General features: G+C 65.7%; 9 protein-coding genes, 1 rRNA gene and 1 pseudogene. 8 read left to right on the top strand and 3 right to left on the bottom strand.

Features of this window, described 5'->3' with window-relative positions:
* From rrf to TZ00_RS03540, 3 genes are all read left to right on the top strand, one after another.
* A 5S ribosomal RNA gene (rrf, locus tag TZ00_RS18630) occupies positions 1-86 on the top strand; the annotation flags it as partial.
* A gap of 82 nt (positions 87-168) precedes the next feature.
* Positions 169-1,875 carry an AMP-binding protein gene (locus tag TZ00_RS03545; RefSeq protein WP_044439184.1) on the top strand — a complete coding sequence of 569 codons (1,707 nt, stop codon included), beginning with the start codon at positions 169-171 and terminating at the stop codon, positions 1,873-1,875.
* A 65-nt stretch (positions 1,876-1,940) separates the two neighbouring features.
* Positions 1,941-2,120 (top strand): hypothetical protein, encoded by a 180-nt coding sequence (locus tag TZ00_RS03540; protein WP_044439183.1) that lies wholly within the window; start codon positions 1,941-1,943, stop codon positions 2,118-2,120.
* Between the two features lie 18 nt (positions 2,121-2,138).
* Here the strand turns inward: TZ00_RS03540 and TZ00_RS03535 are convergent, their stop codons facing one another.
* A complete protein-coding gene (locus tag TZ00_RS03535) occupies positions 2,139-3,635 on the bottom strand; it encodes an SDR family NAD(P)-dependent oxidoreductase (protein WP_044439182.1) in 1,497 nt (498 codons plus the stop codon).
* A 47-nt stretch (positions 3,636-3,682) separates the two neighbouring features.
* On the opposite strand from TZ00_RS03535, the gene TZ00_RS03530 reads away from it, so the two are divergent.
* Positions 3,683-4,150: an NUDIX hydrolase gene (locus TZ00_RS03530; protein WP_044439181.1), complete on the top strand. Its 468-nt coding sequence runs from the start codon at positions 3,683-3,685 to the stop codon at positions 4,148-4,150.
* A gap of 21 nt (positions 4,151-4,171) precedes the next feature.
* Here TZ00_RS03530 and TZ00_RS03525 read toward each other — a convergent pair whose 3' ends face one another.
* Entirely contained in the window at positions 4,172-4,606 is a 435-nt protein-coding gene (locus tag TZ00_RS03525) for a DUF3592 domain-containing protein (RefSeq protein ID WP_044439180.1), read from the bottom strand.
* 17 nt (positions 4,607-4,623) lie between these two features.
* Positions 4,624-7,038, bottom strand: coding sequence for an ATP-dependent DNA ligase (locus tag TZ00_RS03520; protein ID WP_044439179.1), 2,415 nt, complete (start codon positions 7,036-7,038; stop codon positions 4,624-4,626).
* 71 nt (positions 7,039-7,109) lie between these two features.
* Here TZ00_RS03520 and ku point away from each other — a divergent pair.
* The 4 genes and pseudogenes from ku to TZ00_RS03500 all read left to right on the top strand — a co-directional run bounded on the left by ku (position 7,110) and on the right by TZ00_RS03500 (position 10,829).
* A pseudogene (gene ku / locus TZ00_RS03515) lies at positions 7,110-7,988 on the top strand (non-homologous end joining protein Ku).
* A 9-nt stretch (positions 7,989-7,997) separates the two neighbouring features.
* Positions 7,998-9,152, top strand: coding sequence for an acyl-CoA dehydrogenase family protein (locus tag TZ00_RS03510; protein ID WP_044439178.1), 1,155 nt, complete (start codon positions 7,998-8,000; stop codon positions 9,150-9,152).
* Complete coding sequence (locus TZ00_RS03505; RefSeq protein WP_044439177.1) at positions 9,149-9,658, top strand: gamma carbonic anhydrase family protein; 510 nt, start codon at positions 9,149-9,151, stop codon at positions 9,656-9,658. Before TZ00_RS03510 ends, TZ00_RS03505 begins: the two co-directional genes overlap by 4 nt.
* The gene (locus TZ00_RS03500; protein ID WP_238579554.1) at positions 9,648-10,829 is read left to right on the top strand and encodes a glycoside hydrolase family 3 N-terminal domain-containing protein; all 1,182 of its coding nucleotides are present in this window, start codon (positions 9,648-9,650) and stop codon (positions 10,827-10,829) included. Before TZ00_RS03505 ends, TZ00_RS03500 begins: the two co-directional genes overlap by 11 nt.

Genomic DNA, 10,829 nt, shown 5'->3' with positions numbered 1-10,829 from the left:
GTCACATTCCGAACCCGGAAGCTAAGACTCTCTGCGCCGATGGTACTGCAAGGGGGACCTTGTGGGAGAGTAGGACACCGCCGGACTCCTATTACACGAATGGCCACCCCCACCAGGGTGGCCATTCGGCGTTTAACCACCTCTTCAGCGGACAGGTAAAGTCGTAGAGTGCTCAGAGCAGAGAATCCTCCCCAGTCCGCCAGACCATGGCTCGCAAGCTATCCTCCGGGCCAGGACTCCGACATCCCTGAGATCACGTTCCGGTCGATCCCTGAGCTTGTGACGGCCACCTGCGCTAAGTTCGGAGACCAGCCGGCGTTCTCCAACATGGGGCACGCGCTGTCGTTCCGTGAGATAGACGTGCTGTCCGATCGTATGGCGGCGTTCTACCAGAAAGAACTGGGCCTCGTTCCGGGCGACCGCATCGTCATCCAGCTGCCCAATCTTCTGCAGTTCCCCGTCGCCATGTTCGGTGCGCTGAAGGCCGGGCTGGTCGTGGTCAACGCAAATCCGCTCTACACGGCCCACGAGCTCAAGTCGATCCTCGTCGACTCAGGCGCGGTGGCCATCGTTGTGCTCGAGAACTTCGCGGTCACCCTCGATCAGGAGATCGGTGGCACAGACATCCGCCACGTCATCCTGACGTCTGTCGGCGACCTGCTGCCACTGCCCCAGCGTGCGTTCACGAACTTCGCGGTGAGGTACGTCAAGAAGATGGTTCCCGCGCACTCTCTGTCGGGCACTATCTCGTTGCGCGATGCGCTCAGCAGGGGAGCGCAGCTCGTCTTCGACGCCCCGAGCATCGCGCCCGAAGACCTGGCCTTTCTGCAGTACACGGGAGGAACGACGGGCGGCACCAAGGCCGCCATGCTGACCCACCACAACATGCTGGCGAACCAGTTCCAGATCATGGGTCCGATCCGAGTCGCACTGCAGGAGGGCAAGGAGACCGTCATCGCCGCCCTGCCGCTGTACCACGTGTTCTGTCTCACGGTGAACTGTCTGGGCTTCTTTCACTTCGGTGCGCATAACGTGCTCATCACGAACCCTCGTGAGACAGACGCGCTCATCAAGACCGTGGCGAAGTATCGGCCGAGCGTTCTCATCCTCGTCAGCACTCTCGCGGCGGCGCTGCTCGACCGCCCCAGCTTCGATACTCTCGACTTCGCTCCGCTCAAGCTGAGCGTCGCGGGAGGAATGGCGCTGCGCACGCAGGTCGCCGAGGAGTGGGAACACCGCACCGGCTCCCAGATGGTGGAGGGCTATGGCCTGACAGAGGCGTCTCCCGTCGTGTCGGTGAACCCCACCGTGGGAACGGCGCGCCTCGGAACCATCGGCCTCCCGCTGCCCTCGACCTACGTGGAGATCCGCGATGACAACGATGTGGCAGTCGCGCAGGGGGAGAGAGGCGAACTCGTCATATTCGGCCCCCAGGTCATGAAGGGGTACTGGAACAAGCCGGAGGAGTCTGCGAAGGCCATCGGGCCCGACGGCTGGCTGCATACCGGTGACGTGGCCATCATGGACGCAGACGGCTATGTGACGATCGTCGATCGTATGAAAGACATGATCGTTGTCGGCGGGTTCAACGTGTATCCCGCAGAGGTCGAGGAGGCGGTGCTCAGTGATCCTCGAGTCAAGGAAGCCGGCGTGATCGGCGTCGACGACGAACATTCGGGCGAGACCGTGAAGCTGTTCGTAGTGCGCCAGGATCCGTCGTTGACCGAGGCAGACATCCGGGGCTATCTGAAGGATCGCCTGGCCGGCTACAAACGCCCCAAATACATCGTCTTCCGCGACGAGTTGCCCAAGACGAACGTGGGCAAGATTCTGAGGCGCGAGCTGCGGGAGCCGGGCGACGCGGCCTCGCGATAGTCTGGGAGCACAGTCTTTTTCACGCGGCGCTTCGGCGTCGCCACGACCGAACGGTAGTTGTTTTCATGAGAGTCATCGTCTTCGTCCTGTGCCTGGCCGCCTTCGTCGCCGGGATGGTCGTGATGGCATACGCATTCCCCGGAGACGGTGGATTCCTCGCCGAGGTGTTCGTGGGCGGCGTGCTGTTGTCGTCCGCCGCGGTCTTCGTGCCGATGAGTGTTCTGCGCTGGCTCGACCGGGCATAGCCTCGCCGAGGCCTGCAGCTACCAGGCGGCGGGCTTGTAGTCCTTGAGAAAGACCCCGTGCAGGTCTTCGCCGGCCTCGCCACGAACGATCGGGTCGTAGACGCGCGCTGCCCCGTCGACGAGGTCGAGCGGCGCGTGGAAGCCCTCTTCCGCCAGGCGCACCTTGGTGGGGTGCGGACGCTCGTCGGTGATCCAGCCCGTGTCGACGCTGGTCATGAGAATTCCGTCTGTCTCGAGCATCTCGCCGGCGCTCGTGCGCGTGAGCATGTTCATCGCGGCCTTGGCCATATTCGTGTGCGGGTGCCCAGGGCCTTTGTAGCGGCGCCCGAACTGGCCCTCCATGGCCGAGACGTTCACGATGTACGTGCGTCGAGCATCCGATGCCGCCAGCACGGGGCGCAGACGGCTCACAAGGATGAACGGCGCGGTCGTATTGGCGAGTTGCACCTCGAGCATCTCGAGGGGATCGACGTGCTCGACGTTCTGGGTCCAGCTGTTGACGTCGTGCAGATCGGGAACCAGCCCGCCGGCGTCGATCGCGGTTCCTGCTGCGAGGCGGTCGAGCGAGCTGGAGCCCGGCGCCATGGCGAGGCTGGTGAGCTCGGATGCCGTGAGTTTGTCGGCGACGAGCGCGGTCGATCCAAGGATGGGATGCGCCGCCACCGAAGCCGCCAGCGCCTGGGGGTGCGGGTCGTTGGTGTGGCCGAAGGTCACCAGTTCGGGCAGCGGCCTGTCGGTCGGCAGCGGCTCGAGCTCTGCGTCGGTGAGCGGGGCGTACGACCCGGGGGAGCGCTTGACGGTCTGAGCGGCGTTGTTGATGAGAACGTCGAGAGGCCCCTCGGCGGCCACGGCGTCGGCGAGAGCGATCACCTGCGCCGGGTCGCGCAGGTCGATGCCCACGACCTTCAGCCGGTGCACCCACTCCGATGCGTCGGGAAGGCTGGAGAAGCGGCGAACGGCATCGCGCGGGAAGCGCGTGGTGATCGTGGTGTGAGCCCCGTCGCGCAGCAGGCGCAGGGCGATGTACATTCCGATCTTCGCCCGGCCCCCGGTGAGGAGCGCGCGCTTTCCGGTGAGGTCGGTGCGGGCATCCCGTTTCTGGTGGCTCATGGCCGCACAGTCGGGGCAGAGCTGGTGATAGAACGCGTCGACCAGCGTGTAGTGCTGCTTGCAGATGTAGCAGGCACGCGACTTGAGCAAGGTGCCCGCGGTGGGCGCCTCGGTGGTCGTGGCGAGGGGGATTCCCCGAGTCTCGTCGTCGATGCGATCGGACGCGCCGGTGGCGGTGGCTGCGACGACGGCCCTGTCGGCCGCGGCGATGCGGGCGCGCTTCTCTTGGCGGCCATGATTCTTGACAGCCTTGAACATCTTGGCGGTCGCGCGACGCACGGCCACGAAATCCGGATGCTCCTGCTCGAGTGTGTGCAGCTGTGCCAGTACCCGAAGGGTCACCTCGAGCTCGTCGGCGGTGAAGACGGCGGGCGGTGCTTCGGGATCGTGGGGCAGGTCTGTCATAACCGAACGATTCTACCCGCGCCCGCCGGGCACCATAGTCTCGTCTTATGGCGACTCCTGATTTTGTACTGGCCCTGCGCGAGAAGATCGGTCACGCTCCGCTGTGGCTCTCGGGGATCACCGCGGTGGTCACCCACGGCGACAACGTGCTGATGGTGCGACGCTCCGATAACGGTGCCTGGACCCCGGTCACCGGCATCATCGACCCCGGAGAGCAGCCCGCCACGGCCGCCGCCCGGGAGGTTCTCGAGGAGGCCGGCGTGGTCGCCGTCGCCGAGAGGCTCTCGTGGGTGCACACGCTGCCGATGCTGACCTACGACAACGGTGATCAGTCCGAGTACCTCGATCTCACGTTCCGCATGCGCTACGTCTCCGGCGATCCGTACCCTGCCGACGGTGAGAACACCGAGGCCCGCTGGTTCGCGATCAATGAGCTGCCGGAGATGTCTCTCGACATGCGCACACGCATCCGATACGCCCTCGACGACATTGCTGCCGCGCGCTTCGAGGTCTGACAACCGAATGGCGTTGGCGCGCTACTCGATGACGGCGATCACTATCGAGAGCGCGACACTGACAACGCCGACGCCGGAGAAGATGTAGCCGAGAAGCCTCAGCAGATGCCCCTCGCGGTGAGCGGGGTCGGTGCGAGCCTGCTCGGGACGTCGAGGATTCACGAAGACCGTGACATCGTCGCCCTCGACGAGATGCGCGGTCTCCTCCGTGTCTGCGGGCAGCTCATAGAGGTGACCGTCATCGCCCAGCCATCGGAAGACGTGCGTGTCGTCGGAGCCGCCGCGCGGCGCATCCGGAACAGGGTGACGCGCCACGATGACCGCCATAGTCTCGGTCCATCCGCTGAACGCCAGCCGGCGCACGTAGCCGGCGAGAAGCAGCGGCACGCCGAGGCAGAGCCCGATCCACGAGAGGACCTCCAAGACCAGCGATGCTGCGTCGAGGGGCGTGGTCATGGATCGATTTTAGGGGTTTACGCGGGCCGACGCTCTTCGGCCACAACGTCAGCTGGCTTCTTGTCGGTGCGCCACCCGCGCCAGACGGGCTGGCGCAGCCGGTTCGTCGACGTCCACTCGGCGAACTCGACCTCCCCGACCTCGGACGGCGTGATCCAGTGCGCATCGCGAGCATCTGCGGCAGGCACATCCGTGGCCGGGCATGTCTTGCGCCGCATGCGGGAGAACTGCGTCGCCAGTTCCGAGAGATCTCGGTCGCTGAAACCCGTTCCGACTCGGCCCACGTAGCGAAGTTCGCCATCGTGAGGAACCGCGAGCAGAAGCGATCCGATCGAGTTCGCCCGTCGCCCCGCACCGGGGCGCCAGCCCACGACCACGACCTCCTGTGTCTTGTGCAGCTTGAGCTTGATCCACGCCGGCGACCTTTTCGCGGGTCGGTACGTCGAATCGCGTTTCTTGGCCACGACTCCCTCGAGGTGGAGCTCTGCGCTCGCGGCGAGAGCTTCGTCGAGATCGCCCTCATAAGCGGGAGGAACCTGCACGAGGGATGTCGCGTCGGCCCTCACGATCTTCTGCAGCGCGGCGCGCCTGTCGTCGTAGCCGCGCGAGGTCAGCGAGTCGGTGCCCTGCTCGAGTGCGTCGAAGACAAAGTAGTGCGCCCTGGTCGAGGCGATCGCCCGCTCGACATCGGCCTTCTTCGTGAGCTTCATGCGGCCCTGCAGACGCCCGAAGTCAGGACGCCCTCGTGCGTCGAGCGCTACGATCTCGCCGTCGAGCACGCAGTCTGTCGACGTATCGACGGACTGCGCCACCGCGTCGGCGACCTCTGGGAAGCTGCGGGTGAGGTCGTTTCCGTTGCGACTCGTGAGTCGAACGGCGCCTCCCTGCACGCGCGCGATCGCACGGATGCCGTCCCACTTCATCTCGAATGCCCACTCGTCGAGCGAGTCGTCTGCGAGAACAGACGCCGGTGTTCCCAGGGTCGCGAGCATCGGAGAGATGGAGCGGTCGTGGGAGACGGTCGTCGTCGCCGCCGGCTGCGCTGGATCCATCAGGTGGATCAGCCAGTTGTTCTCGGCCCGACCGCCGCCGGTGTGGATGAGCGCGAATCTGCGCGGCTCCCCGAGTCCCGACGGCTTCGTGCCGATCAGGGTGGCGATCACCTCTTTTCCGTCGCGCCACTTCTCGAGCTCGTACGTGCCGGCATCCCAGATCGTCACCTCGCCGCCGCCGTATTCGCCGGCCGGGATAGTGCCCTCGAACGAACCGTAGGCGAGCGGATGGTCCTCGGTCTGCACGGCGAGGTGATTCTGTGTCTTCGAGGTCGGCACACCTTTCGGAAGGGCCCAGCTCACGAGCACGCCGTCGTGCTCGAGACGGAAATCGTAGTGCAGGCGTCGGGCATGGTGCTCCTGAATCACGAACGTCTGCCCCTCCGTCGGTTGAGCGGCCTCGCTCGGTACGGGCTCGGGGGTCTTGGATGCGTCGCGCTTGCGTCTGTAGGTCGCGAGGCGGTCGGTCGTCGGCTCCAGCGCGTCGAGGTGCCCTTTCACGAGGTCGGCCAGCGGGTCGCCCCGGCGTTTCACCCGTCGGAGCACCTCGTGGAAATCGAGCTGAGCGAGAGTAGGGCTGGCCAGTTCGCGCCAGGTGCGCGGCGCCGCGACCATCGGATGCGACCGGCCCCGCAGAGAATACGGCGTGATCGTCGTCTTCGATGAGCTGTTCTGGCTCCAGTCGACGAGCACTTTTCCGGCGCGTAATTCCTTCTTCATGTCGCTGACGATGAGGTCGGGGTGGGCGGCCTCGAGCGCGCGGGCGAGTTCGTGCGCTACCGCCGACACCTCGTCGGAGGTCTGCTTGCCGTCGAGGGCTGCGTAGAGATGGATGCCCTTCGATCCGCTGGTGACCGGCATGGGATCGAGCCCCATGTCGCGCAGGATTTCGCGGGCTTCTCTGGCGACCTCCGCGCACTCCTGCAGTCCCGCACCCTCTCCGGGGTCGAGGTCGAGCACCAGGCGGTCGGGATTCTTGGGCTCGCCCGTGCGAGCGAACCTCCACTGAGGCACGTGGATCTCGAGAGCCGCGATCTGGCCGAGCCAGGTGAGGGTGGCGAGGTTGTTGACGAGCGGGTAGTCGTTCGAATGATTCTTGTGCTCGATCGTGCCGCGGGTGACCCAGTCGGGAGTGCCGTCGTCGAGATTCTTCTGGAAGAACATCTCACCCGGATGCTCCGCGGTGCCGACGCCGTTGACCCACCTCTTGCGCGTGGCGGGCCTTTCTCTGGCGTGCGGGATCAGAACGTGAGCGATGGAGGCGTAGTAGTCGAGCACCTCGCCCTTGGTGGTTCCGGTCTCGGGATACAGCACCTTGTCGAGATTCGTCAGCGTGAGCTTGTGCCCGCCCACCGACACCACCTGTTTCGTCGCGCTCATGCAGACATTCTGTGCATGTGACCGGGGTCAAGGGCTAGTGCTTGCGGCGCAAGAGGAGTTCACTCGTGTCTATGAGAGCGATCTGGAAGGGAGCCGTGACGTTCGGGCTCGTGAACGTGCCGGTCAAGGTGTACGCCGCGACCGAAGACCACGATATCGCCCTGCACCAGGTGCACGACGAGGACGGCGGGCGCATTCGCTACCAGAGACGCTGCGAGATCTGCGGCAAGGTCGTGGACTACGCGCACATCGACAAGGCATTCGACGACGGATAGCGCACGGTGGTGCTGACCGACGACGACCTCTCGAGCCTGCCCGAGGAGAAGAGCCGCGAGATCGATGTGGTCGAGTTCGTGCCGAGCGAGCAGATCGATCCGATCATGCTCGACCGCAGCTACTTTCTCGAACCCGACTCCTCGTCGGCCAAATCGTATGTGCTGCTGCGGCGCACGCTCGAGCAGACCGACCGCACGGCGATCGTGCACTTCGCGCTGCGGCAGAAGACCCGACTCGGGGCACTGCGGGTGCACGGCGACGTTCTGATGCTGCAGTCGCTGCTCTGGTCGGACGAGGTGCGGGAGGCGACGTTCCCCGCGCTCGACGAACGGGTGCGCATCACGGCGAAAGAACTCGAGATGTCGAGCGCACTCGTCGACAGCTTCGCCAGCGACTTCTCGCCCGAGGACTTCACCGACGACTACCAGGAGCAGCTGCGAACGCTCATCGAGGCCAAGCTCGAGCAGGGGGAGGCCCTCGACACCGATGCGACGTTCGGTGAGCAGCCCGAGAAGGAGTCCGGCGGCGAGGTCATCGACCTTATGGAGGCGTTGAGGCGCAGCGTCGAGCGCAACGCCGCGAAGAAGACGCCCGCCAAGAAGAAGCCCGCGCCGAAGAAGAAGCCCGCTTCTGCCGCGAAAAAGGCGCCCGCCGACAGGAACCGCCGGGCGTAATGTGGGGGCGTGCCCTCCCAGCTGATCCCCGACGACGTGATCGAACGCATCCGTTCGCGTGCTGCCGGATACGACCGTGACAACACCTTTCCTCACGAAGATCTCGCCGATCTGACCGAACTCGGATACCTCCGTCTCTTTGCGCCGTCGTCGGCCGGTGGACTCGGGATGGGCCTGGCCGAGGTCGCGCGAGCGCAACGGCGTCTTGCCGCGGCTGCGCCGGCGACCGCTCTGGCGATCAACATGCACCTCGTCTGGACAGGCGTCGCGAAGACGCTGCTCGATCGGGGAGACGCATCCCTCGCCTTCGTACTCGACGAGGCGGTCGCCGGCGAGATCTTCGCCTTCGGAAACAGCGAGGCGGGCAACGACCTGGTGCTGCTCGACTCCCGCACTCGCGCCGATGCGCACCCCGACGGCTCATACTCTTTCACCGGCCGCAAGATCTTCACATCGCTGTCACCGGTCTGGACGAGACTCGGGGTATTCGGCCGTGACGACACGAGCCCGGATGCGCCAAAGCTCGTGCACGCGTTCATCGATCGTGCGGCCGACGGGTATCGAATCGAAGACGACTGGGACACCCTCGGCATGCGGGCGACGCAGAGCCACACCACGATCCTCGAGGGAGTCACCGCGCCGGCCGAGCGGGTCTTCCGGCGCATCGCGCCCGGGCCGAGCGCCGACCTGCTCGTCTTCGCCATCTTCGCGAATTTCGAGGTTCTGCTGGCTGCCGTCTACGCCGGAATCGCCGATCGAGCGCTCGAGCTGGCCGTAGAGTCGGCCCACCGCAGAACGAGCCTGAAGTCGGGCGGCCGGCCCTACGCATCCGACCCCGACATTCGCCACAGGGTGGCCGAGGCCGGCATCGCGTGCGACGCGCTCGAGCCGCAGATCGACCGGATGGCGCTCGATGTCGACGAGCTCGTCGACCACGGCGCCCGCTGGTTCCCGAAGCTCGTCGGCCTGAAGGTGCGCGCGACAGAGACAGCGCGAGTCGTGGTGGATCAGGCGATCAGAGTCACCGGGGGCTCGGCAATGTCGAACTCGAGCGAGCTCGGCCGTCTCTACCGTGATGTACTGGCGGGTATGTTCCACCCTTCAGACGACGAATCCGCGCACGCCACTGTGGCGAACTCCCTTCTCGGTCCGGTACCCGAATGAGCCTCATCGCTTTCGACGGGCATACGCCGCGGGTGGCCGACACCGTCTGGCTCGCGCCCGGCAGCACACTCATCGGCCGGGTCACGATCGGAGCTCAGAGCAGCGTGTTCTTCGGCGCCGTTCTGAGAGGCGACTCGTCGAAGATCACGGTGGGGGAGCGCAGTAATCTGCAGGACAACGTCGTGGTGCACGCAGACCCGGGGTTTCCGACCCGTGTCGGCAATGGAGTGAGCGTGGGCCATGGCGCCGTGCTGCACGGCTGCACCATCGGAGACGACAGCCTCGTGGGCATGAACGCCACAGTCTTGAACGGAGCGGTGATCGGAGCGAACTGCCTCATCGCGGCCGGGGCCGTCGTGCTCGAGGGCACGGTGATCGCCGACGGCTCGCTCGTAGCCGGAGTGCCGGCAAAGGTTCGGAGAGAGCTCACCGACGACGAGCGTGACGGCATCCGAAGGAACGGCAGCAACTACGTGGCGCTGTCGCGGACCTACGGTGCGTCATAGAGGCGCCGGGCTTTCTGCGCTCGTCTGCCTCGGCCTGTTCCTGACGTCGTGCTCTGTGTCTGCCGGAGGGCAGGCAGATCAGACCCCGACACCGACGGCGACCGCGGAGCCGACACCGGCCCCGCCTCCCTCCGTAGAGGAGCTGACGGCGCAGTACGCGTCGGTGCGCCTCGACACCATGACCCTTCAGCAGAAGGTCGCCTCGATGTTCATCGTTCGGGCACCCGGCCTCGACGACCCAGCGTGGCAGGCGACCGTGTCGTCGCGAGGCCTGGGCGGGCTGATCCTCATGGGCGACAACATTCCGGCGACGCCCGAGGAATTGGCGGCGCTGACGGCCGGTGTCACCTCTGGTGACGGTCTGGCTCCGCTGATCTCGGTTGACGAGGAGGGCGGCGAGGTGACCCGCCTTCCGTACGACGGCTTCGCCGGCGCCGATACTCTCGTCGCCGAGCCGGAGTCGGCGACACTCGATGCCTTCGCGGGCAGGTCGACGCTGCTGGATCAGGTCGGGATCTCGGTCAACTTCGGCATTGTGGCCGATGTGACGGCCGACCCTGCGTCTTTCATCTTCAACCGTGTGCTCGGACCGGATGCTGCGGCAGCATCGCCGAAGGTGGCAGCTGCGGTTGCCGGCGAGAGGGGGCGAGTCTTCAGCACCCTCAAGCATTTTCCTGGGCATGGTGAGGCAGAAGGCGATTCGCACACCAGCGTGCCGCAGATCGACGTCGACCTGGGTGGATGGCGTACCCGGGATGCCCCGCCCTTCAAGGCAGGCATCGATGGCGGTGCAGAACTCGTGATGTTCGGCCACCTGGCATACACACCCGTCGATCCTCAGCCGGCGAGCCTGTCGTCGACCTGGCACTCGATCCTACGAAATGAACTGGGTTTCGCCGGCGTGACCGTGACCGACGACATGGGCATGCTCGAGGCCACGGGTCTTCCTGAATACGCGAACCCCGACGAGAATGCCATTCGAGCGGTCGCGGCCGGCAACGACCTTCTCCTCTACGTGACCCCGGGCAACATCGACGCGATGATTTCTGCCGTCGTCGGTGCTGTCGAGGCGGGCCGGATCGACACCGCCGTCATCGACGACGCGGTGACCCGCGACCTGGAGCTGCGACGCACCCTCTGGCTGCGGCAGCATCCGGAGGTCGCCTTCTGA

The sequence above is a fragment of the Agreia bicolorata genome (assembly GCF_000938265.1).
GTDB lineage: Bacteria > Actinomycetota > Actinomycetes > Actinomycetales > Microbacteriaceae > Agreia > Agreia bicolorata.
The sequence above is the reverse complement of the archived record's forward strand: the minus strand, read 5'-3'. Positions and strand labels throughout refer to the sequence as shown.

Coding starts and splice junctions, on each gene's coding strand:
- TZ00_RS03520 (WP_044439179.1), bottom strand. CDS start 7,038: ATGAGCGCGACGAAACAGGTGGTGTCGGTGGGCGGGCACAAGCTCACG.
- TZ00_RS03540 (WP_044439183.1), top strand. CDS start 1,941: ATGAGAGTCATCGTCTTCGTCCTGTGCCTGGCCGCCTTCGTCGCCGGG.
- TZ00_RS03525 (WP_044439180.1), bottom strand. CDS start 4,606: ATGACCACGCCCCTCGACGCAGCATCGCTGGTCTTGGAGGTCCTCTCG.
- TZ00_RS03530 (WP_044439181.1), top strand. CDS start 3,683: ATGGCGACTCCTGATTTTGTACTGGCCCTGCGCGAGAAGATCGGTCAC.
- TZ00_RS03535 (WP_044439182.1), bottom strand. CDS start 3,635: ATGACAGACCTGCCCCACGATCCCGAAGCACCGCCCGCCGTCTTCACC.
- TZ00_RS03505 (WP_044439177.1), top strand. CDS start 9,149: ATGAGCCTCATCGCTTTCGACGGGCATACGCCGCGGGTGGCCGACACC.